Here is a 21,072-nt window from a genome sequence, read left to right on the forward strand (position 1 = left end):
ATGCAGTACCCGATTAACGAGATGTTCCAGACCCTGCAAGGCGAGGGCTACTTTACCGGCGTCCCCGCCATTTTTATTCGTTTACAGGGATGCCCGGTTGGCTGTGCCTGGTGCGATACCAAACACACCTGGGATAAGCTTGAGGATCGGGAAGTCTCCCTGTACAGCATCCTGGCCAAGACTAAAGAGAGCGACAAATGGGGCGCGGCGAGCAGCGAAGATCTGCTGGCGGTCATTTTGCGTCAGGGCTATACCGCCCGTCACGTGGTGATCACTGGCGGCGAGCCCTGCATTCATGACCTGATGCCGCTGACTGACCTGCTGGAAAAGAACGGCTTTAGCTGCCAGATTGAGACCAGTGGTACCCACGAAGTACGCTGTACGCCGAATACCTGGGTAACCGTATCGCCGAAGGTGAATATGCGCGGTGGTTATGATGTGCTGTCGCAGGCGCTGGAGCGCGCGAATGAAATCAAACATCCGGTTGGTCGCGTTCGCGATATTGAAGCGCTGGATGAACTGCTGGCAACGTTGAGTGACGACAAACCACGAATCATCGCCTTACAGCCAATCAGCCAGAAAGAGGATGCGACGCGTTTGTGCATTGATACCTGTATTGCGCGAAACTGGCGTCTGTCGATGCAAACTCATAAATATCTGAATATTGCCTGATAACTGTGCCGGGAGCGCTTCGCTTACCCGGCCAGAGTTTGTTGTTCGTTGCTGGCCGGAGAAGACGTTTCGCCATCCGTCAAGGCTACAATCACTCGCCGCGATACACGCAGCCCGCTGTGCAGGTCTCTTTCACCATTACGGCACTCAGCAGAGGGACAACCGGTTTTACCTGATCCCAAATCCATTTTGCCAGCACTTCACTGGTTGGGTTTTCTAAGCCTGGAATATCGTTCAGATAGTAGTGATCAAGCCTATCGTACGTCGGCTTAAACGCCGCTTTTAACTCAGAAAAATCCATAATCCAACCGGTATGCGGATCGACTTCACCGGTAATTTCAAGACGCACCATAAATGAGTGACCATGCAGGCGGCCACACTTATGCCCTTCCGGTACATGTGGCAGGCGGTGAGCGGCTTCGAAGGTGAAATCTTTAAACAAGGTGGTGGACATTATTTACTCTCAAGAATGCGAAAAACCGGCGTAGGGTACCGTAAAGAGCAAATTTTATCATTAGTTAAAAGGGCGCAGAGTATCAGAACAATCCATTCATAAAGATAATGTTCAATAACTATTTATATATCAAATGCTTATTAAATCGATTTTGCTGTTAATAACTATAACTAAAACAGGTTAGTCCATTTGGTTATTTGTTATTTCCATCACTTCTTTAATTGTTACTATCCCCGCCGTTAACCTTATCTTCAGTTTGGGTTTTATTGCTGAAATCCGCTTTGCTTACTGGAACATGACAACGCATGACGACACAGGTCCCACCTTCCGCTTTGCTACCGCTAAACCCGGAGCAACTGGCACGCCTTCAGGCGGCCACGACCGATTTCACTCCCGCACAGCTTGCGTGGGTTTCTGGCTATTTCTGGGGCGTGCTGAATCAGCAGCCAGGCAGCAATACGGCGTCACCAGCGCCTGCCGCTCAAATGCCGGGCATTACGCTTATCTCCGCCTCGCAAACCGGTAATGCGCGTCGTGTGGCGGAAGCCCTGCGCGATGATCTGATCGCCGCGAAGCTCAACGTCACTCTCATCAACGCTGGCGACTATAAATTCAAACAAATCGCCAATGAAAAACTGCTGATCGTGGTGGCGTCGACGCAAGGGGAAGGTGAACCGGCGGAAGAAGCCGTGGCGTTGCATAAATTCCTGTTCTCGAAAAAAGCGCCGAAGCTCGATAACACCGCTTTTGCCGTGTTTGGTCTTGGCGACACCTCTTATGAGTTTTTCTGTCAGTCAGGAAAAGACTTTGATACGAAACTGGCTGAGCTGGGCGGTGAACGTCTGCTTGACCGCGTCGACGCTGATGTTGAATACCAGGCCGCGGCTGCCCAGTGGCGTGCCCGTCTGGTTGATGTCCTGAAAGCACGTGCGCCTGCGGCATCGTCTGTGCAAGTTGCCGCGAGCGGTGCGGTAAACGAAGTACACACCAGTCCGTATACCAAAGAAGCGCCGCTGACGGCGTCGCTTGCGGTGAATCAGAAAATTACCGGCCGCGACTCTGAAAAAGACGTGCGCCATATTGAGATTGATTTAGGCGATTCCGGCCTGCGCTATCAGCCGGGCGATGCATTGGGTGTCTGGTATCAAAATGATCCGGCTTTGGTTAAAGAGTTGGTAGAACTGCTGTGGCTGAAAGGGGATGAACCGGTCACTGTTGATGGCAAAACCCTGCCGCTCGCCGAAGCACTGGAGTGGCACTTCGAACTGACGGTCAACACCGGCAATATCGTAGAAAATTATGCCACCATGACCCGCAGCGAAACTTTGCTGGCGTTAGTGGGTGACAAAGCGCAGTTGCAGCATTACGCCGCAACCACGCCCATCGTCGATATGGTGCGCTTCTCTCCGGCGCAACTGGATGCCCAGGCGTTGGTTGATCTGCTGCGCCCGCTGACGCCGCGTTTGTACTCCATTGCCTCTTCCCAGGCGGAAGTGGAAAGCGAAGTGCACGTTACCGTGGGTGTGGTGCGTTATGACATTGAAGGTCGTGCCCGCGCAGGCGGCGCGTCCAGCTTCCTTGCCGATCGTGTAGATGAAGAAGGTGAAGTTCGCGTGTTCATTGAACACAACGATAACTTCCGCCTGCCGGCGAACCCGCAGACGCCGGTGATTATGATTGGACCTGGCACCGGTATTGCGCCGTTTCGTGCATTCTTGCAACAGCGTGCGGCTGACGGAGCCGAAGGCAAAAACTGGCTGTTTTTTGGCAACCCACACTTTACCGAAGATTTCCTGTATCAGGTGGAATGGCAGCGTTACGTCAAAGAGGGCGTACTGAGCCGTATCGATCTCGCCTGGTCCAGAGATCAAAAAGAAAAAGTCTACGTACAAGATAAACTGCGTCAACAGGGCGCGGAACTGTGGCGCTGGATTAATGACGGTGCCCACATTTATGTCTGCGGCGACGCCAATCGTATGGCGAAAGACGTTGAGCAGGCTTTGTTGGAAGTGATTGCCGAATTCGGTGGTATGGATATCGAAGCGGCGGATGAATTTTTAAGTGAGCTGCGCATTGAGCGCCGTTATCAGCGAGATGTCTACTAATGAGCGAAAAACATCCAGGACCATTGGTGGTCGAAGGCAAACTGACTGATGCTGAGCGCATGAAGGTTGAGAGCAACTACCTGCGCGGTACCATTGCCGAAGATTTAAATGACGGTCTGACCGGCGGTTTTAAAGGCGACAACTTCCTGCTGATCCGTTTTCACGGTATGTACCAGCAGGATGACCGCGATATCCGCGCCGAACGTGCCGAGCAAAAGCTGGAGCCGCGCCACGCCATGCTGCTGCGCTGTCGTCTGCCGGGTGGGGTGATCACCACCAAACAGTGGCAGGCGATCGATAAGTTCGCCCATGACAACACCATTTACGGCAGCATTCGTCTGACCAACCGTCAGACCTTCCAGTTTCACGGCATTCTGAAGAAGAACGTGAAACCGGTACACCAGATGCTGCATTCAGTCGGGCTTGACGCTCTGGCTACCGCCAATGACATGAACCGTAACGTGCTGTGCACCTCGAACCCGTATGAATCTGAGCTGCACGCCGAAGCCTATGAATGGGCGAAGAAAATTTCCGAGCACCTGTTGCCGCGCACCCGCGCTTATGCAGAGATTTGGCTGGATCAGGAAAAAGTCGCGACCACCGATGAAGAGCCGATCCTCGGTCAAACCTATCTGCCGCGTAAGTTTAAAACTACCGTGGTAATCCCGCCGCAGAACGACATCGATCTGCACGCCAACGACATGAACTTTGTGGCGGTTGCGGAAAACGGCAAGCTGGTGGGCTTTAACCTGCTGGTGGGCGGTGGTTTGTCGATTGAGCACGGCAACAAGAAAACCTATGCCCGTACGGCAAGCGAGTTTGGTTATCTGCCGCTTGAGCATACGCTGGCCGTGGCGGAGGCTGTGGTGACCACGCAGCGTGATTGGGGTAACCGTACCGATCGTAAAAACGCGAAAACCAAATACACGCTGGAACGCGTAGGCGTTGAGACCTTTAAAGCTGAAGTTGAGCGCCGGGCGGGGATCACGTTTGAGCCGATCCGTCCGTACGAGTTCACTGGTCGCGGCGATCGTATCGGCTGGGTGAAAGGGATCGACAATAAATGGCATCTGACGTTGTTTATTGAAAACGGACGCATCCTCGATTATCCGGGCCGACCGTTGAAAACCGGTCTGCTTGAGATCGCGAAGATCCACAAAGGCGAGTTCCGCATTACCGCGAACCAGAACCTGATCATTGCCGGTGTTCCTGAGAGTGAAAAGGCGAAGATCGAAAAGATTGCGCAGAAGAGTGGCTTAATGAACGCGGTAACTCCGCAGCGTGAAAACTCAATGGCCTGCGTCTCGTTCCCAACCTGTCCGCTGGCGATGGCGGAAGCCGAGCGTTTCCTGCCAACGTTTATCGACAACATCGACACGCTGATGGCGAAGCACAGCCTGAGTGATGAAAACATTGTCATGCGTGTTACCGGCTGCCCGAACGGCTGCGGCCGCGCGATGCTGGCGGAAGTTGGTCTGGTGGGTAAAGCACCCGGACGTTACAATCTGCATCTGGGGGGCAATCGCATCGGAACTCGCATTCCCCGGATGTTTAAAGAGAACATCACCGAGCCGGAAATTCTGGCATCGCTGGATGAACTGATTGGGCGCTGGGCGAAAGAGCGCGAAGCGGGTGAAGGCTTCGGTGACTTTACGGTGCGTGCGGGCATTATTCGCCCGGTGCTCGATCCTGCCCGGGATTTCTGGGAATAATGTGAAATTGACTTATCGGGTCTACTGAATTTGTAGGCCTGATAAGCGTAGCGCCATCAGGCAAGGCAAACAGCGAGGAATTTATGTCCAAACTCGATCTCAACGCGTTGAACGAGCTGCCGAAAGTTGAACGCGTTATGGCGTTGGCGCAAACCAACGATCAACTGGAAAAATTGAGCGCCGAGGATCGCGTGGCGTGGGCGCTGGAAAACCTGCCTGGTGAATATGTTCTGTCATCAAGTTTTGGGATCCAGGCAGCAGTAAGCCTGCACCTGGTAAATCAGGTTCGCCCGGATATCCCGGTGATCCTCACCGATACTGGCTATCTGTTCCCGGAAACCTACCAGTTTATTGATGAGTTAACGGACAAGCTCAAGCTTAATCTGCAAGTCTACCGGGCAAAAGAGAGTGCCGCCTGGCAGGAAGCGCGCTATGGAAAACTATGGGAGCAGGGCGTTGAAGGCATTGAGAAATACAATGACATCAACAAGGTCGGGCCGATGAACCGGGCGCTACAGGACCTGCATGCGCAAACCTGGTTTGCCGGTCTGCGCCGCGAGCAGTCGGGCAGTCGAGCGCATTTGCCGGTGCTGGCTATCCAGCGCGGCGTGTTTAAAGTGCTGCCGATCATCGACTGGGATAACCGTACGGTTTACCAGTATCTGCAAAAACACGGACTGAAGTACCATCCGTTGTGGGATCAGGGCTATCTGTCAGTCGGTGATACCCACACCACCCGCAAATGGGAACCGGGAATGGCGGAAGAAGAGACGCGTTTCTTCGGATTGAAGCGCGAGTGCGGACTGCACGAAGGGTAACAGGAAAGTGGTCCGGTAAGATTTACATCCTACCGGACCACTTCTTCAGGATTTACCCGCTTTTGCCAGTTCTTTTACCAGCGGCAGCATAATGCGTACCACGTCGCGGCTACGGCGTTCTATCCTGCCCGGTAACGCTTTATCGATATGCTGCTGGTTATCCAGTCGCACATCGTGCCAGCTGTTGCCTGCCGGGAACGAGGCGCTTTTGGCGCGCTGTTGATAGCCATCTTTCTTGCCCAGGTTCCAGTTGGTCGCTTCAACGGAGAGAACGGAAATGCCCGCGTTGTCGAAGACTTCTGCATCGTTACAACATCCAGTGCCTTTCGGATAGTCTTTGTTCAGACCTGGATTGGTGCTGGCAACGATACCGCGACTGTGCGCGATAGCCAGCGCCCGGTCGCGCGTCAATTTTCGCACCGCTTCCGGGGTTTTCTTACCGCTATTGAAATAGAGCTTATCGCCGACAATCAGGTTATCGAGATTGATAACCAGCAGCGTGTTTTTCTTCTCTGCAGCGCTCATTCGCTTCAGAATGTTCTCCGCGCCCAGTTTGCCTTCTTCCTCGCCGCTGGTGGCGATAAATCGGATGCCGTATTGCGTCGGTACGTTTTTGAGTTTTTCCGCCAGTTCCAGCATCACGCCAACACCGGCAGCGTTGTCGTCGATACCTTGCAGGGTTAGTCCACCCAGATTGGCATCTGAATCGGCGTCGCTTTGTGCGGCGTAGGTGTCGAGGTGCGCCATGATAATAATCTGCTGCGGCGCTTTACCTTCATGTGCTGCAATAACGGTGCTTCCCGTTACGTTATGCCAGTTTTTACGGTTATCTTTAGCGGTATAAACATAACGGCTATTAAACGTCCGAATATCGCTGCTATAGCCCATCTGTTGAAATTGCTGACGTATATAATCAGCAGATAACATTTCTGCCGGAGATCCCGTCACGCGGCCTGGGAAAAACGTTGCGATATATCGAGCCTGGGTATTTGCGATATCTCCAGGTTTGGAGGATGTTGCCTGTGCGGGAAGGATGAAGCACGCGCCGAGCGCCAGGGCGGTAGTCAGGTGGCGCAATGCGGAAAACATAGTGAGTCCTTAAATACCAAGCAAAAATTTTCAGCCGCTAGTATGAAACCGTGATCGAGGTAAAACAATTTCATTTGCTCCTAAATGCCCTAAATTCGGTAGCTTAAGCACTTTTTGATATTTGCTTTTCCAGATCGTTATTCCTTTGAGGAACTACTCATTCCAATTCGTAATTTCATTCGCCTCCTTGCCCTCCCTATAGTCAGGTTATCTGAGCATCGTTAGCAAAATAACGGCATTACATAGGAACGGTTATGGATCAAAAACGACTTACCCACCTGCGGCAACTGGAAGCGGAAAGCATCCATATCATTCGTGAGGTGGCCGCCGAGTTTTCTAATCCGGTGATGATGTATTCCATCGGCAAAGATTCCAGCGTAATGCTGCATCTGGCGCGCAAAGCGTTTTATCCTGGTACGCTGCCGTTCCCCCTGTTGCACGTTGATACCGGCTGGAAATTCAGCGAGATGTACGAGTTTCGTGACCGCACGGCGAAAGCCTACGGCTGTGAACTACTGGTGCATAAAAACCCGGAAGGGGTGGCGATGGGCATCAACCCGTTTGTCCATGGTAGCGCCAAGCATACCGACATTATGAAAACCGAAGGGTTGAAGCAGGCGCTGAACAAATACGGTTTTGACGCCGCGTTCGGTGGTGCTCGTCGCGACGAAGAGAAATCGCGTGCTAAAGAGCGCATTTACTCTTTCCGCGATCGTTTTCATCGCTGGGACCCGAAAAATCAGCGCCCGGAGCTGTGGCACAACTACAACGGGCAGATTAACAAGGGCGAAAGCATTCGCGTATTCCCGCTCTCTAACTGGACTGAACAGGATATCTGGCAGTACATCTGGCTGGAAAATATCGACATCGTGCCGCTATACCTGGCGGCGGAGCGTCCGGTGCTGGAACGCGACGGCATGCTGATGATGATTGATGACGACAGAATCGATCTGCAACCTGGGGAAGTGATTAAAAAGCGCATGGTGCGTTTCCGTACGCTTGGTTGCTGGCCGCTGACAGGCGCGGTGGAGTCGAATGCGCAGACGCTGCCGGAAATCATCGAAGAGATGCTGGTCTCAACCACCAGTGAACGTCAGGGGCGCGTGATTGACCGCGACCAGGCGGGCTCCATGGAGCTGAAGAAACGTCAGGGGTATTTCTAAGGAGCCGCCATGAACACGACACTTGCACAACAAATTGCTAATGAAGGCGGCGTTGAAGCCTGGATGGTCGCCCAGCAACACAAAAGTCTGCTGCGTTTTTTAACCTGCGGTAGCGTGGATGACGGGAAAAGTACCCTGATTGGCCGTCTGCTGCACGACACGCGTCAGATTTATGAAGACCAGCTTTCATCGCTGCACAATGACAGTAAACGTCACGGCACTCAGGGCGAAAAGCTCGATCTGGCGTTATTAGTTGACGGTTTGCAGGCCGAGCGTGAGCAGGGCATCACTATCGACGTGGCGTACCGTTATTTCTCTACCGAGAAGCGTAAATTTATTATTGCGGACACTCCCGGACATGAGCAGTACACCCGTAACATGGCGACCGGTGCGTCGACCTGCGATCTGGCGATCCTGCTGATCGATGCGCGTAAAGGCGTGCTGGATCAGACTCGTCGTCACAGCTTTATCTCTACGTTGCTTGGGATCAAACACCTGGTGGTGGCGATCAACAAAATGGATCTGGTGGACTTTAGCGAGGAGACATTTAATCGCATTCGCGAAGACTATCTTACTTTTGCTGAACAACTGCCGGGTAACCTGGATATCCGGTTTGTGCCGCTCTCTGCACTGGAAGGCGACAACGTGGCTTCGCAAAGCGCCAGCATGCCGTGGTACAGCGGTCCGACGCTGCTGGAAGTGCTGGAAACCGTTGAGATCCAGCGCATTGTTGATACTCAGCCGATGCGTTTCCCGGTGCAGTATGTGAACCGACCGAATCTGGATTTCCGTGGTTATGCCGGGACGCTGGCCTCCGGTAGCGTGAAGGTCGGGCAACGCGTCAAAGTGTTGCCGTCTGGCGTTGAGTCCAGCGTGGCGCGGATCGTGACTTTTGATGGCGATTTACAGGAAGCGCATGCAGGCGAAGCAATCACCCTGGTGCTGAAAGATGAGATCGACATCAGCCGGGGCGACCTGCTACTTGATGCCGGTGAAGCATTGCCAGCGGTACAAAGCGCTGCCGTTGATGTGGTGTGGATGGCGGAACAGCCGCTGTCGCCGGGGCAGAGCTACGACATCAAAGTTGCCGGCAAGAAGACCCGTGCACGCGTGGATAGCGTGCAGTATCAGGTCGATATTAATAACCTGACTCAACGTGACGTTGAAGCGCTGCCGCTAAACGGCATCGGTCTGGTTAATTTGACCTTTGACGAGCCGCTGGTGCTGGATACCTATCAGCAGAATCCGGTTACGGGTGGGCTGATTATCATTGATCGCCTGACCAACGTTACCGTTGGCGCGGGGCTGGTGCGTGAGCCAATCGTCCAGGAGCACGTCGCGGCTTCTCAGTTCAGCGCGTTTGAGCTGGAGCTTAACGCGCTGGTGCGTCGCCACTTCCCACACTGGGGTGCGCGCGATCTGCTGGGAGGCAAATAATGGCGTTGCATGACGAAAACGTCGTCTGGCATGCCCATCCTGTTACACCGCAACAGCGGGAACAACGCCACGGTCATCGTGGTGTTGTGCTGTGGTTTACCGGGCTGTCTGGTTCCGGTAAATCCACGGTAGCAGGGGCGCTGGAAGAGGCGCTGCATAAGTTGGGGGTGAGCACTTATCTGCTGGATGGCGATAACGTGCGTCACGGTCTGTGCAGCGATCTCGGGTTTAGCGATGCCGACCGCAAGGAGAATATTCGTCGGGTTGGCGAAGTGGCTAACCTGATGGTCGATGCCGGTCTGGTGGTGTTGACCGCTTTTATCTCTCCGCATCGCGCCGAGCGACAAATGGTCCGTGAGCGCGTGGGAGAGGGGCGTTTTATTGAGGTTTTTGTCGATACGCCATTAGCAACGTGTGAAGCACGCGATCCAAAAGGGCTGTATAAAAAAGCGCGGGCGGGGGAGTTGCGCAATTTCACCGGAATTGACTCAGTATACGAAGCGCCTGAATCGCCAGAGATTCATCTTGATGGTGAACAATTGGTAACAAATTTGGTACCCCAATTATTAGACCTGCTGAGGCAGGAAGATATTATCAGATCCTGAGACACCCGAGCTTGTATGCCCGGTCAGTCACGGTCACAGGATTAGATATGCGTAACAGCCATAACATTACTATTACAGAGTCAGATACCTTCGCTGCCGACGACGAAACCACCTGGTCACTTCCGGGGGCCGTGGTCGGATTTGCAGCGTGGTTGCTGGCGCTGGGATTTCCGTGTCTGATGTATGGCCCTAATACACTGTTTTTCTTTATTTATACCTGGCCCTTTTTCCTCGCATTGTTGCCCGTGGCGATCGTCGCGGGTATTGCCCTGCACTCGCTATTAAAAGGACGGTTGTTGCTGAGCATTACCTGTACCCTGCTGGTGGTTGGGGCTATGTTTGGCGCACTATTTTTATGGTTATTGGGTTAAGCTCACGTCAATTTCGCATAATCGCAGCGGTTGTTCACTCTCTGGCCATAATTCAAACCGTAACCAACAATGAGATTATGTTCTCCTTACACGGGGTATACGTAACAACGGGCAAATGTGGTACATTTGCCCGCGTTGTCGCGGCATTCCCGCCCGTTGATGTAAAGTCGTCTGCGGAAGTTATGGGATGTTAATGCCGTTTTTCAGGGGGCAGGATGGGTAAACTAACGCTGCTGTTGCTGGCTTTATTAGTCTGGCTGCAGTATTCGCTGTGGTTCGGTAAGAACGGCATACATGACTATAGTCGCGTCAACGATGATGTTGCTGCGCAGCAAGCTACAAACGCGAAACTTAAAGCGCGTAACGATCAGCTCTTTGCCGAAATTGACGACCTCAATGGTGGACAAGAGGCTATCGAGGAGCGTGCGCGTAACGAACTCAGCATGACTAAGCCGGGCGAAACCTTTTATCGTCTGGTGCCTGACGCGTCTAAACGCGCTCAGACTGCAGGGCAAAACAATCGATAAACCGTCCAGGGATTTAACATGGCAGCCACTTTATTGGACGTTTGCGCCGTGGTGCCGGCTGCCGGGTTTGGCCGCCGAATGCAAACAGAGTGTCCTAAGCAGTACCTCTCTATTGGCAATAAAACCATTCTTGAACACTCGGTTGATGCGCTGCTGGCTCATCCCCGGGTGACGCGAGTCGTCATCGCTATCAGCCCAGGCGACAGCCGCTTTGCCCAACTTCCACTCGCTGCGCATCCGCAAATTACCGTAGTGGATGGCGGCAACGAGCGTGCCGATTCTGTCCTTGCCGGTTTGCAAGCCGCAGGGGAAGCCAACTGGGTACTGGTGCATGACGCCGCGCGTCCGTGTTTGCACCATGATGATTTATCCCGTTTACTGGCAATAAGTGAGACCAGCCGCACCGGCGGGATCCTGGCGGCGCCCGTACGCGACACGATGAAGCGCGCGGAGCCGGGCCGAACAGACATTGCTCATACGGTCGATCGCACCGATTTATGGCATGCGTTGACGCCACAGTTTTTCCCTCGTGAGCTGTTGCACGACTGCCTGACCCGTGCGCTCAACGAAGGCGCAACCATTACGGACGAAGCCTCGGCGCTGGAATATTGCGGCTTTCATCCGCAACTGGTTGAAGGACGCGCTGACAACATCAAAGTCACTCGCCCGGAAGATCTGGCGCTGGCGGAATTTTATCTGACCCGAACTATCTAGACACCTCATCCTTCACGCTGCAACGAGGCAGCCTGCAGGATGCTGTGTATATCAGGAGAAGGCATAATGCGAATTGGACACGGTTTCGACGTACACGCTTTTGGCGGAGTTGGCCCAATTATCATTGGTGGTGTACGCATCCCATACGAAAAAGGATTGCTGGCGCATTCTGATGGCGACGTGGCGTTACATGCGCTAACTGATGCTCTGCTGGGCGCGGCGGCGCTGGGGGATATCGGTAAACTCTTCCCGGATACCGACCCGGCCTTTAAAGGTGCAGATAGCCGTGAATTATTGCGTGAAGCCTGGCGGCGTATTCAGGCCAAAGGCTATACGCTTGGTAATGTGGATGTGACGATTATTGCTCAGGCGCCGAAGATGCTGCCGCACATTCCGCAGATGCGCGTGTTTATTGCCGAAGATCTCGGCTGCCATATGGATGATGTTAACGTGAAAGCGACCACCACGGAAAAACTCGGTTTTACCGGGCGTGGGGAAGGGATTGCCTGTGAAGCGGTGGCGTTACTCATTAAGGCAACGAAATGACTGCGTTTGAAGATCTGACGTATCTCCATGGCAAACCACTGGGCCATGGCGTTCTGAAAGCGAATCCGGAAGACTTTGTCGTCGTCGAAGATTTAGGCTTCGAACCGGATGGCGAAGGCGAGCACATTTTGGTGCGCATCCTGAAAAACGGCTGTAATACCCGTTTTGTGGCTGACGCGCTGGCGAAGTTCCTGAAAATTCACGCCCGTGAAGTAAGCTTTGCCGGGCAGAAAGATAAACATGCGGTTACGGAACAGTGGCTGTGCGCACGCGTCCCCGGCAATGCGATGCCTGATTTAAGCAAATTTGAGCTTGAAGGCTGTAAAGTGCTGGAGTACGCGCGCCACAAGCGTAAGCTGCGTTTAGGGGCGCTGAAGGGCAACGAATTTACGCTGGTGCTGCGTGAAGTGAGCGAGCGCAATGACGTTGAAGCGCGTTTACAGGCGATTGGCGAGCGTGGCGTACCGAACTATTTTGGCGCTCAGCGTTTTGGTATCGGCGGCAGCAACCTGCAAGGGGCGCTGCGCTGGGCGCAAAGCGATGCGCCGGTGCGCGATCGCAATAAACGCAGTTTTTGGTTGTCGGCGGCCCGTAGCGCGTTGTTTAATCAGATAGTCAGTGAACGCTTGAAAAAAACAGACTTTAATCAAGTTGTTGACGGCGATGCGCTACAATTGTCGGGACGTGGAAGCTGGTTTGTCGCCACACTGGAAGAACAAACTGAATTACAGCGTCGCGTCGATGAGAAAGAATTGATGGTAACAGCGGCATTACCGGGCAGCGGTGAGTGGGGAACTCAGCGCGACGCGCTGGCGTTTGAAGAAGCCGCTATTGCTGATGAAACCGCGCTGCAGTCTCTGTTATTGCGCGAGAAAGTCGACGCGTCGCGTCGCGCTATGTTGCTGTATCCACAACAATTAAGCTGGAACTGGTGGGATGATGTAACCGTTGAGTTACGCTTCTGGCTACCGGCAGGTAGCTTCGCCACCAGTGTTGTAAGGGAACTTATTAACACAATGGGTGATTATGCGTATATTGCTGAGTAACGATGATGGGGTCCACGCACCCGGTATACAAACGCTGGCGAAAGCGCTGCGTGAGTTTGCTGACGTACAGGTGGTTGCCCCGGATCGTAACCGCAGTGGCGCGTCTAACTCGCTGACGCTGGAATCCTCACTTCGCACGTTTACCTATGATAACGGCGATATCGCCGTACAAATGGGTACGCCTACCGATTGCGTCTATCTGGGCGTAAACGCATTAATGCGTCCGCGTCCGGACATTGTCGTTTCTGGTATTAACGCGGGTCCTAATCTGGGTGATGATGTTATTTATTCCGGTACCGTTGCGGCGGCGATGGAAGGTCGTCATCTGGGGTTCCCTGCGCTGGCTGTCTCGCTCGATGGGCATAAACACTACGATACTGCTGCCGCAGTAACCTGTCGTATCTTACGGGCGCTGAGCCGTGAACCGCTGCGCACCGGTCGCATTTTGAATATCAACGTGCCGGATTTACCGCTGGATCAAATTAAAGGAATTCGCGTCACCCGCTGCGGCAGTCGCCATCCGGCGGATCAGGTGATTCCACAGCAGGATCCGCGCGGTAATACGCTGTACTGGATCGGGCCGCCGGGTGAAAAATGCGACGCCGGGCCGGATACGGATTTTGCCGCCGTCGATGAAGGCTATGTTTCCATCACGCCGCTGCATGTCGATTTAACCGCATACGGCGCGCATGAGGTGGTTTCTGACTGGTTAGACAGCGTGGGAGCCGACACGCAATGGTAAGCAGACGCGTACACACTCTTCTTGAACAATTACGTGCGCAGGGCATCAGAGATGAGCTTGTTCTCGATGCGCTCGCCGCCGTGCCGCGTGAAAAATTCATTGATGAGGCGTTTGAACATAAGGCCTGGGACAATATTGCCCTGCCGATTGGCCAGGGGCAGACGATTTCGCAGCCCTATATGGTTGCGCGGATGACCGAACTGCTTGAGCTAACGCCGCAGTCCCGGGTGCTGGAAATTGGTACCGGCTCTGGCTACCAGACGGCGATTCTGGCGCACCTGGTGCATCATGTGTGCTCCGTTGAGCGCATTAAAGGTTTGCAGTGGCAGGCACGTCGTCGCCTGAAGCAGCTTGATTTACATAATGTTTCGACCCGTCATGGTGATGGATGGCAAGGCTGGCAGGCGCGAGCCCCGTTTGACGCTATCATTGTAACGGCAGCGCCGCCCGAGATCCCAACCGCATTGATGATGCAGTTGGATGAGGGCGGCATTCTCGTCTTACCCGTGGGCGATGAGCACCAGTTTTTGAAACGGGTGCGTCGTCGGGGAGGCGAATTTATTATCGATACCGTGGAGGCCGTACGTTTCGTTCCCCTTGTGAAGGGGGAGCTTGCGTAGATACTGGCTCTGAATACCTGGAGTTTTCCTGGATATTCTGGAATTAGTCAGCGTATCGTGTCGATGCTTTGCACGGTGATTACGTCACTGGTTTTAACCAAATTTTCCTGGGGGATAAATGAGCGCGGGAAGCCAAAAATTTACCGTTCGCCGTATTGCGGCATTGTCACTGGTTTCATTATGGCTGGCAGGTTGTTCTAACACCTCGAATCCACCAGCGCCAGTCAGCTCCGTTGACGGCAGTTCATCTACGAACACCAGTTCCGGCATGCTGATTACACCTCCGCCTAAAATGGGCTCGACGTCGACAGTACAGCAGACGCCACAGATCCAGCCGGTGCAGCAACCAACCACGCAGCCAACGCAAATCCAGCCTGTCGCACAACAGCCTGTACAGATGGAAAACGGTCGTATTGTGTACAACCGCAAGTATGGGAATATTCCGAAAGGTAGCTACACGGGCGGCAGTACCTATACTGTTAAGAAAGGCGATACCCTTTTTTATATTGCCTGGATCACCGGGAACGATTTCCGTGACCTCGCACAACGCAATAACGTTCCGGCCCCGTATGGCCTGAATGTCGGTCAAACTCTGCAAGTGGGCAACGCGTCTGGCGCACCGATTACCGGTGGAAATGCCATCACCCAGGCGGATGCAGCACAGCAAGGAGTTGTGACCAACCCTGCACAAAATTCCACCGTTGCTGTTGCTTCGAAACCAACAATTACGTATTCTGAGGATTCAGGTGAACAAAGTGCTAATAAAATGTTGCCGAACAACAAGTCTGCTGGGACCGTGGTCACAGCGCCTGTAACGGCTCCAGCAGTTAGCGCAACCGAATCAACTGCAAGCTCAACGTCGACAAGCTCGCCAATCTCTACCTGGCGCTGGCCGACTGACGGCAAAGTGATCGAAAACTTTGCGGCTACCGAAGGTGGCAATAAAGGGATCGACATTGCAGGCAGCAAAGGACAGGCTATTGTCGCGACCGCAGATGGACGCGTCGTTTATGCCGGTAATGCGCTGCGTGGTTACGGTAATCTTATTATCATCAAACATAACGATGATTACCTGAGCGCCTACGCCCATAACGATACGATGCTGGTCCGGGAACAACAAGAAATCAAGGCGGGGCAGAAAATAGCTACCATGGGTAGCACCGGAACCAGTTCAACACGCTTGCATTTTGAAATTCGTTACAAGGGGAAATCCGTAAACCCGCTGCGTTATTTACCGCAGCGATAATTCGGCGGAACCAGGCTTTCACGTGCTAGTTCCGTTAGGGATCACGGGTAGGAGCCACCTTTATGAGTCAGAATACGCTGAAAGTTCATGATTTAAATGAAGATGCGGAATTTGATGAGAACGGAGTAGAGGCTTTTGATGAAAAAGCCTTGAGTGAAGAGGAACCCAGTGATAACGACCTGGCTGAAGAAGAGCTGTTATCGCAGGGGGCCACACAGCGTGTGTTGGACGCGACTCAGCTTTACCTTGGTGAGATTGGTTATTCACCACTGTTAACAGCCGAAGAAGAAGTTTATTTTGCGCGTCGCGCACTGCGTGGGGATGTCGCATCCCGCCGTCGCATGATTGAAAGTAACCTGCGTCTGGTGGTGAAAATTGCTCGTCGTTATGGCAATCGTGGTCTGGCATTGCTGGACCTGATTGAAGAGGGCAATCTGGGACTTATCCGTGCAGTCGAGAAGTTTGACCCGGAACGCGGGTTCCGCTTCTCAACATACGCAACCTGGTGGATCCGCCAGACGATCGAACGGGCGATTATGAACCAAACCCGTACGATCCGACTGCCGATTCACATTGTAAAAGAGCTGAACGTCTATCTGCGTACCGCGCGTGAGTTGTCGCATAAACTGGACCACGAACCGAGCGCAGAAGAGATTGCTGAACAACTGGATAAACCGGTTGATGACGTCAGCCGTATGCTCCGACTCAACGAGCGTATTACCTCGGTAGACACCCCTCTGGGTGGTGATTCCGAAAAAGCGTTGCTGGATATTCTGGCCGATGAAAAGGAAAACGGTCCGGAAGACACCACGCAAGACGATGATATGAAACAAAGCATCGTCAAATGGCTGTTCGAACTGAACGCCAAACAGCGTGAAGTGCTGGCACGTCGTTTTGGTCTGCTGGGGTACGAAGCTGCGACACTGGAAGATGTGGGCCGTGAAATTGGTCTCACTCGTGAACGTGTTCGCCAGATTCAGGTTGAAGGTCTGCGTCGTCTGCGTGAAATTCTGCAGACTCAAGGGCTGAATATCGAAGCGCTATTCCGCGAGTAAGCACAAGTTCTATCAAGAAAGGCCAGTCTCATTGGGACTGGCCTTTTTCTATGTTTGTTGCCTGATGGCACTGCGTTTATCAGGCCTACGGGGAGCTGGACTTTGTAGGCCGGATAAGACATTTATGTCGCCATCCGGCAGATTAGTTCATCATCTTACGCACCAGACGAGTGAACTGCTCACGCTCTTCATCGGATAATCGCCCCAGAAACTCCTCATCCACGCTATTGCCTAACGGAGTGGCGCTGGCCAGTAATGCCTCTCCTTGCGCGGTTAAATAAACAAACCGCCGACGCTTATCCGCTGGATCGTGCTCACGCTTGACCAGATCGCGTTTTTCCATCCGGCTCAGCATTTCCGCAAGCGTCGCTTTGGTACAGACTGCTGCCTCGGTCAGGGTAACCTGCTCAATGCCGGGCTGTTCGGCAATGGCGCGCATCACCGCATACTGTGGTTTGGTCAGATCCGGTAATTCATGTTGCCAGCGAGCCGTATGATGCTGAAAAAGCTGGCGTAAAAGGTGGAAGGCTGTATTTCGTAACCGCATGAGAACTCCGGGATTTCTGTCAGTCTCTATCATAACGGGTAACGCGTCATAGTTTAACCATTGCTGCTTTAGCAATCAGTGCGAGTTGCTCTTGCCCGAAATGCATCGAGGGAGTATTTTGATAAAACGTTCGTACACGAACAAATTTGAGGGTTGCATGAGACTGATTGTAGGAATGACCGGGGCAACCGGCGCACCGCTTGGCGTGTCGCTACTGCAGGCGCTGCGGGAAATGCCGGGGGTGGAAACTCATCTGGTGCTGTCAAAGTGGGCCAAAACCACAATTGAACTGGAAACGCCGTACAGCGTCCGCGAGGTGTCTGCGTTGGCCGATTTTTGCCACAACCTGGCAGACCAGGCGGCAACCATCTCCTCCGGGTCGTTTCGTACTGACGGCATGATCATTATCCCCTGCAGTATGAAAACCCTGGCCGGTATTCGTGCAGGCTACGCGGAAGGACTGGTAGGGCGTGCCGCTGATGTGGTGCTGAAAGAAGGGCGCAAGCTGGTACTGGTGCCGCGTGAAATGCCGCTTAGCACCATTCATCTGGAAAACATGCTCGCGCTTTCCCGCATGGGCGTTGCGATGGTTCCCCCGATGCCCGCGTTTTATAACCACCCGCAAACGGTCGATGACATCACGCAGCACATTGTGGCTCGCGTGCTCGATCAGTTTGGTCTGGAACACCCCAACGCCCGTCGCTGGCAGGGATTACGACAGGCGCAGAATTTTGCACAGGAGAATGAATAATGGCATTTGATGATTTGCGCAGCTTTTTGCAGGCGCTGGACGACAAGGGACAACTGCTGAAAATCAGTGAAGAGGTCAACGCCGAGCCGGATCTGGCGGCGGCGGCCAACGCAACCGGGCGTATTGGCGACGGTGCCCCGGCGCTGTGGTTTGACAATATTCGTGGATTTACCGACGCCCGCGTGGCGATGAACACCATCGGCTCGTGGCAGAATCACGCCATCTCTTTAGGTCTGCCGCCAAATACCCCGGTGAAAAAACAGATTGATGAGTTTATCCGCCGTTGGGATAAATTTCCGGTTACGCCGGAGCGTCGTGCCAACCCTGCGTGGGCTGAAAACTGTGTTGATGGTGATGAGATCAACCTGTTTGATATTCTGCCGCTGTTTCGCCTCAACGATGGCGACGGGGGTTTTTATCTTGATAAAGCCTGCGTGGTGTCGCGCGATCCGCTGGATCCTGACAATTTTGGCAAACAGAACGTCGGCATCTATCGTATGGAAGTCAAGGGCAAGCGCAAGCTTGGTCTGCAACCGGTGCCGATGCACGATATTGCGCTGCATCTGCATAAAGCCGAAGAACGTGGTGAAGATCTGCCGATCGCCATCACGCTGGGTAACGATCCGATCATCACCCTGATGGGAGCTACTCCGCTGAAGTACGATCAGTCGGAATACGAAATGGCGGGGGCGCTGCGTGAAAGTCCGTACCCGATCGCTACCGCACCGCTCACCGGCTTTGACGTACCCTGGGGGTCAGAAGTGATCCTTGAAGGAGTCATTGAAAGCCGTAAACGTGAAATCGAAGGTCCGTTTGGTGAGTTTACCGGTCACTATTCCGGTGGACGTAACATGACCGTCGTGCGTATCGATAAAGTCTCTTATCGCACCAAACCGATCTTTGAATCGCTGTATCTGGGAATGCCGTGGACGGAGATTGACTACCTGATGGGTCCTGCAACCTGCGTACCGCTTTATCAACAGCTGAAAGCTGAATTCCCGGAAGTGCAGGCGGTAAACGCCATGTACACCCACGGTTTGCTGGCGATTATCTCCACCAAAAAACGCTACGGCGGCTTTGCCCGCGCGGTGGGGCTGCGCGCAATGACGACGCCGCATGGCCTGGGTTACGTGAAAATGGTGATTATGGTTGATGAGGATGTTGACCCGTTCAACCTGCCGCAGGTGATGTGGGCGCTGTCTTCGAAGGTCAATCCGGCGGGAGATCTGGTGCAATTGCCGAATATGTCGGTGCTGGAACTTGATCCGGGTTCCAGCCCGGCGGGGATTACCGACAAGTTAATTATTGATGCGACCACGCCGGTTGCGCCGGATAACCGTGGGCACTACAGCCAGCCGGTATGCGATTTACCGGAAACGAAAGCCTGGGCTGAAAAGCTGAGCGCCATGCTGGCCAACCGTAAATAAGGAGTAGCAGATGATTTGTCCACGTTGTGCCGATGAACATATTGAAGTGATGGCAAACTCGCCGGTGAAAGGCGTCTGGACGGTATATCAGTGCCAGCATTGTCTGTACACCTGGCGTAATACCGAACCGCTACGCCGCACCAGCCGCGAGCACTACCCGCAAGCGTTTCGCATGACGCAAAAAGATATTGATGATGCGCCGATGGTGCCGAGTATCCCGCCGCTGCTGGCGGAAGATAAGCGCTAATCAACATAGCCGGGTGCGGCTTCGCCTTACCCGGTATACAATTGCTTAAGTTCTTTTTTGCAGCATGACAACAAGGATGTTTTCAGAAATATGTCACTCTATCGGCGAGTCGTTTTATTATCTTTACTGGGAATGAGTTCTGGCGCGCAAAGCGCATCACATGAACAAATCATGCAAATCTATAATAGCGGGTCCGTTGGCTCTGTTATTAAATGTCAGGCCCACATGGACGTTAAGAGTGGGGATGGCACAATTCCAGTACAGATTATGTCCGTAATGACGATAACGGGTCGGCAATTTCATCACCTCTATTATGATAGTGCGATAACCTATTCAATCGTTAATGCAGAAAAGCCCTATATGTATGTGTCTGTTTCGGCGGAAGAAAATATCCAAGAAGAGCAGCGAAAAATACGTAGTGAGCTCGATCTTTCAACCCTGCGGGTCGATTTTCCTGGAAATCCTGAAATGGCGAATACAGTGCGTGAACTTTTTCGGGAACAACGTGTTACGTACGCTAATTATACAGATATTACCGTTAGTGAACCGCCGAGCTATACGGTCAGGCAATATAGCAAAGATTCTATTTCTGGCGTCATTCTTCAGACTTGTACGCCGATGGCGCAACGCTGAGGGGCCTGGAAATGGTAGTTCATGTCGGCCCGATAAGCGCAGCGTCACAACGCACTAATATTTAGCCTCGGAATATCCGGGGTTCGTTATTTTGCGAGCAGGCTCGTAGCAAATGGCTTAAATTGTTCGAGGAGATGGCGCCTGGAATAGAATAGCGGCGGGTGCTTGAGGCTTTCTGAGCTTTGAGCATTTGCAAGGTCCCGGAAAGACAAAAGCCCCAGGAAATAGTTCTATCAACCTGAGGCTAGCGTTCAAACCTAGACCATTTGGATGTTAGTCTCTTCTTTGCAGGGAGGCAAGACATGCTGACAAAATATGCCCTGGTGGCGATTGTAGTGCTGTGTTTCACGGTGCTGGGATTTACGTTAATGGTTCGAGATTCGCTGTGCGAGTTAAGTATCAAAGAGCGTAATATGGAGTTTAAAGCTGTTCTCGCTTACGAACCGAAGAAGTAGCAACAACGCGGGGGAAACCCCGCGTCCTGATGGCCTGGTTTTGTCCTCTCGCACCCATTCCCGAAGTGCGCGCCAGTTGTTGTAGGCCCG

At 53.2% G+C, this 21,072-nt stretch carries 24 protein-coding genes; 21 read left to right on the top strand and 3 right to left on the bottom strand.

Annotation, left to right across the window (positions count from 1 at the left end):
- Entirely contained in the window at positions 1-672 is a 672-nt protein-coding gene (queE, locus tag OGV94_RS13525) for a 7-carboxy-7-deazaguanine synthase QueE (protein WP_043017395.1), read from the top strand.
- Positions 673-763: 91 nt separating this feature from the next.
- Here queE and queD read toward each other — a convergent pair whose 3' ends face one another.
- Positions 764-1,126, bottom strand: coding sequence for a 6-carboxytetrahydropterin synthase QueD (gene queD / locus OGV94_RS13530; protein WP_043017394.1), 363 nt, complete (start codon positions 1,124-1,126; stop codon positions 764-766).
- 305 nt (positions 1,127-1,431) lie between these two features.
- On the opposite strand from queD, the gene cysJ reads away from it, so the two are divergent.
- From cysJ to cysH, 3 genes are all read left to right on the top strand, one after another.
- Complete coding sequence (cysJ, locus tag OGV94_RS13535) at positions 1,432-3,231, top strand: NADPH-dependent assimilatory sulfite reductase flavoprotein subunit (protein WP_286523556.1); 1,800 nt, start codon at positions 1,432-1,434, stop codon at positions 3,229-3,231.
- Complete coding sequence (gene cysI / locus OGV94_RS13540; protein WP_047409056.1) at positions 3,231-4,943, top strand: assimilatory sulfite reductase (NADPH) hemoprotein subunit; 1,713 nt, start codon at positions 3,231-3,233, stop codon at positions 4,941-4,943. The genes cysJ and cysI overlap by 1 nt, the downstream gene beginning before the upstream one ends.
- Before the next feature lie 83 nt (positions 4,944-5,026).
- The gene (cysH, locus tag OGV94_RS13545; protein WP_075145697.1) at positions 5,027-5,761 is read left to right on the top strand and encodes a phosphoadenosine phosphosulfate reductase; all 735 of its coding nucleotides are present in this window, start codon (positions 5,027-5,029) and stop codon (positions 5,759-5,761) included.
- 45 nt (positions 5,762-5,806) lie between these two features.
- Here the strand turns inward: cysH and OGV94_RS13550 are convergent, their stop codons facing one another.
- Positions 5,807-6,850, bottom strand: coding sequence for an aminopeptidase (locus tag OGV94_RS13550; RefSeq protein ID WP_043017390.1), 1,044 nt, complete (start codon positions 6,848-6,850; stop codon positions 5,807-5,809).
- Between the two features lie 254 nt (positions 6,851-7,104).
- On the opposite strand from OGV94_RS13550, the gene cysD reads away from it, so the two are divergent.
- The 12 genes from cysD (at position 7,105) to rpoS (ending at position 16,922) form a co-directional block, all read left to right on the top strand.
- On the top strand, positions 7,105-8,013 hold the full coding sequence (cysD, locus tag OGV94_RS13555) for a sulfate adenylyltransferase subunit CysD (protein WP_003034152.1): 909 nt from the start codon (positions 7,105-7,107) through the stop codon (positions 8,011-8,013).
- Between the two features lie 9 nt (positions 8,014-8,022).
- A complete protein-coding gene (cysN, locus tag OGV94_RS13560) occupies positions 8,023-9,450 on the top strand; it encodes a sulfate adenylyltransferase subunit CysN (protein WP_075145698.1) in 1,428 nt (475 codons plus the stop codon).
- Complete coding sequence (gene cysC / locus OGV94_RS13565) at positions 9,450-10,055, top strand: adenylyl-sulfate kinase (protein ID WP_043017388.1); 606 nt, start codon at positions 9,450-9,452, stop codon at positions 10,053-10,055. The genes cysN and cysC overlap by 1 nt, the downstream gene beginning before the upstream one ends.
- 47 nt (positions 10,056-10,102) lie before the next feature.
- A complete protein-coding gene (locus OGV94_RS13570) occupies positions 10,103-10,426 on the top strand; it encodes a DUF3561 family protein (RefSeq protein WP_043017387.1) in 324 nt (107 codons plus the stop codon).
- A gap of 215 nt (positions 10,427-10,641) precedes the next feature.
- The gene (ftsB, locus tag OGV94_RS13575) at positions 10,642-10,953 is read left to right on the top strand and encodes a cell division protein FtsB (protein ID WP_003034163.1); all 312 of its coding nucleotides are present in this window, start codon (positions 10,642-10,644) and stop codon (positions 10,951-10,953) included.
- An 18-nt stretch (positions 10,954-10,971) separates the two neighbouring features.
- Complete coding sequence (gene ispD / locus OGV94_RS13580) at positions 10,972-11,667, top strand: 2-C-methyl-D-erythritol 4-phosphate cytidylyltransferase (RefSeq protein WP_043017386.1); 696 nt, start codon at positions 10,972-10,974, stop codon at positions 11,665-11,667.
- 66 nt (positions 11,668-11,733) lie between these two features.
- Positions 11,734-12,213, top strand: a complete 480-nt coding sequence (gene ispF / locus OGV94_RS13585) for a 2-C-methyl-D-erythritol 2,4-cyclodiphosphate synthase (RefSeq protein WP_003034167.1) — start codon at positions 11,734-11,736, stop codon at positions 12,211-12,213.
- Positions 12,210-13,259: a tRNA pseudouridine(13) synthase TruD gene (gene truD / locus OGV94_RS13590; RefSeq protein WP_043017385.1), complete on the top strand. Its 1,050-nt coding sequence runs from the start codon at positions 12,210-12,212 to the stop codon at positions 13,257-13,259. The genes ispF and truD overlap by 4 nt, the downstream gene beginning before the upstream one ends.
- Entirely contained in the window at positions 13,240-14,001 is a 762-nt protein-coding gene (gene surE / locus OGV94_RS13595) for a 5'/3'-nucleotidase SurE (RefSeq protein ID WP_003825728.1), read from the top strand. Before truD ends, surE begins: the two co-directional genes overlap by 20 nt.
- Positions 13,995-14,621, top strand: coding sequence for a protein-L-isoaspartate(D-aspartate) O-methyltransferase (locus tag OGV94_RS13600; protein WP_003034172.1), 627 nt, complete (start codon positions 13,995-13,997; stop codon positions 14,619-14,621). The genes surE and OGV94_RS13600 overlap by 7 nt, the downstream gene beginning before the upstream one ends.
- A gap of 163 nt (positions 14,622-14,784) precedes the next feature.
- Positions 14,785-15,867 (top strand): murein hydrolase activator NlpD, encoded by a 1,083-nt coding sequence (gene nlpD / locus OGV94_RS13605; RefSeq protein ID WP_231125729.1) that lies wholly within the window; start codon positions 14,785-14,787, stop codon positions 15,865-15,867.
- 62 nt (positions 15,868-15,929) lie between these two features.
- Positions 15,930-16,922 carry an RNA polymerase sigma factor RpoS gene (gene rpoS, locus OGV94_RS13610; RefSeq protein WP_000081498.1) on the top strand — a complete coding sequence of 331 codons (993 nt, stop codon included), beginning with the start codon at positions 15,930-15,932 and terminating at the stop codon, positions 16,920-16,922.
- A gap of 142 nt (positions 16,923-17,064) precedes the next feature.
- Here the strand turns inward: rpoS and OGV94_RS13615 are convergent, their stop codons facing one another.
- Positions 17,065-17,469: a MarR family winged helix-turn-helix transcriptional regulator gene (locus tag OGV94_RS13615; protein ID WP_043017382.1), complete on the bottom strand. Its 405-nt coding sequence runs from the start codon at positions 17,467-17,469 to the stop codon at positions 17,065-17,067.
- 157 nt (positions 17,470-17,626) lie between these two features.
- Between OGV94_RS13615 and OGV94_RS13620 the strand changes: the two genes are divergently transcribed.
- The 5 genes from OGV94_RS13620 to OGV94_RS13640 all read left to right on the top strand — a co-directional run bounded on the left by OGV94_RS13620 (position 17,627) and on the right by OGV94_RS13640 (position 20,982).
- Complete coding sequence (locus OGV94_RS13620; protein ID WP_213733570.1) at positions 17,627-18,220, top strand: non-oxidative hydroxyarylic acid decarboxylases subunit B; 594 nt, start codon at positions 17,627-17,629, stop codon at positions 18,218-18,220.
- Positions 18,220-19,647, top strand: coding sequence for a non-oxidative hydroxyarylic acid decarboxylases subunit C (locus OGV94_RS13625; protein WP_286523560.1), 1,428 nt, complete (start codon positions 18,220-18,222; stop codon positions 19,645-19,647). Before OGV94_RS13620 ends, OGV94_RS13625 begins: the two co-directional genes overlap by 1 nt.
- 10 nt (positions 19,648-19,657) lie before the next feature.
- Positions 19,658-19,894 (top strand): non-oxidative hydroxyarylic acid decarboxylases subunit D, encoded by a 237-nt coding sequence (locus tag OGV94_RS13630; protein WP_038633131.1) that lies wholly within the window; start codon positions 19,658-19,660, stop codon positions 19,892-19,894.
- Between the two features lie 90 nt (positions 19,895-19,984).
- Positions 19,985-20,527, top strand: a complete 543-nt coding sequence (locus OGV94_RS13635; protein WP_047409081.1) for a hypothetical protein — start codon at positions 19,985-19,987, stop codon at positions 20,525-20,527.
- A gap of 302 nt (positions 20,528-20,829) precedes the next feature.
- Positions 20,830-20,982, top strand: a complete 153-nt coding sequence (locus OGV94_RS13640) for a Hok/Gef family protein (RefSeq protein ID WP_043017378.1) — start codon at positions 20,830-20,832, stop codon at positions 20,980-20,982.
- The last annotated feature ends 90 nt before the right edge of the window (positions 20,983-21,072 follow it).

The organism is Citrobacter sp. Ce006 (assembly GCF_030336535.1).
GTDB classification, from domain to species: Bacteria; Pseudomonadota; Gammaproteobacteria; order Enterobacterales; family Enterobacteriaceae; genus Citrobacter; species Citrobacter europaeus.

Bases quoted from the DNA above. Each gene is read 5' to 3' on its own strand.
- queE (WP_043017395.1), top strand. From the start codon at position 1: ATGCAGTACCCGATTAACGAGATGTTCCAGACCCTGCAAGGCGAGGGC.
- queD (WP_043017394.1), bottom strand. From the start codon at position 1,126: ATGTCCACCACCTTGTTTAAAGATTTCACCTTCGAAGCCGCTCACCGC.
- cysJ (WP_286523556.1), top strand. From the start codon at position 1,432: ATGACGACACAGGTCCCACCTTCCGCTTTGCTACCGCTAAACCCGGAG.
- cysI (WP_047409056.1), top strand. From the start codon at position 3,231: ATGAGCGAAAAACATCCAGGACCATTGGTGGTCGAAGGCAAACTGACT.
- cysH (WP_075145697.1), top strand. From the start codon at position 5,027: ATGTCCAAACTCGATCTCAACGCGTTGAACGAGCTGCCGAAAGTTGAA.
- OGV94_RS13550 (WP_043017390.1), bottom strand. From the start codon at position 6,850: ATGTTTTCCGCATTGCGCCACCTGACTACCGCCCTGGCGCTCGGCGCG.
- cysD (WP_003034152.1), top strand. From the start codon at position 7,105: ATGGATCAAAAACGACTTACCCACCTGCGGCAACTGGAAGCGGAAAGC.
- cysN (WP_075145698.1), top strand. From the start codon at position 8,023: ATGAACACGACACTTGCACAACAAATTGCTAATGAAGGCGGCGTTGAA.
- cysC (WP_043017388.1), top strand. From the start codon at position 9,450: ATGGCGTTGCATGACGAAAACGTCGTCTGGCATGCCCATCCTGTTACA.
- OGV94_RS13570 (WP_043017387.1), top strand. From the start codon at position 10,103: ATGCGTAACAGCCATAACATTACTATTACAGAGTCAGATACCTTCGCT.
- ftsB (WP_003034163.1), top strand. From the start codon at position 10,642: ATGGGTAAACTAACGCTGCTGTTGCTGGCTTTATTAGTCTGGCTGCAG.
- ispD (WP_043017386.1), top strand. From the start codon at position 10,972: ATGGCAGCCACTTTATTGGACGTTTGCGCCGTGGTGCCGGCTGCCGGG.
- ispF (WP_003034167.1), top strand. From the start codon at position 11,734: ATGCGAATTGGACACGGTTTCGACGTACACGCTTTTGGCGGAGTTGGC.
- truD (WP_043017385.1), top strand. From the start codon at position 12,210: ATGACTGCGTTTGAAGATCTGACGTATCTCCATGGCAAACCACTGGGC.
- surE (WP_003825728.1), top strand. From the start codon at position 13,240: ATGCGTATATTGCTGAGTAACGATGATGGGGTCCACGCACCCGGTATA.
- OGV94_RS13600 (WP_003034172.1), top strand. From the start codon at position 13,995: ATGGTAAGCAGACGCGTACACACTCTTCTTGAACAATTACGTGCGCAG.
- rpoS (WP_000081498.1), top strand. From the start codon at position 15,930: ATGAGTCAGAATACGCTGAAAGTTCATGATTTAAATGAAGATGCGGAA.
- OGV94_RS13615 (WP_043017382.1), bottom strand. From the start codon at position 17,469: ATGCGGTTACGAAATACAGCCTTCCACCTTTTACGCCAGCTTTTTCAG.
- OGV94_RS13620 (WP_213733570.1), top strand. From the start codon at position 17,627: ATGAGACTGATTGTAGGAATGACCGGGGCAACCGGCGCACCGCTTGGC.
- OGV94_RS13625 (WP_286523560.1), top strand. From the start codon at position 18,220: ATGGCATTTGATGATTTGCGCAGCTTTTTGCAGGCGCTGGACGACAAG.
- OGV94_RS13630 (WP_038633131.1), top strand. From the start codon at position 19,658: ATGATTTGTCCACGTTGTGCCGATGAACATATTGAAGTGATGGCAAAC.
- OGV94_RS13635 (WP_047409081.1), top strand. From the start codon at position 19,985: ATGTCACTCTATCGGCGAGTCGTTTTATTATCTTTACTGGGAATGAGT.
- OGV94_RS13640 (WP_043017378.1), top strand. From the start codon at position 20,830: ATGCTGACAAAATATGCCCTGGTGGCGATTGTAGTGCTGTGTTTCACG.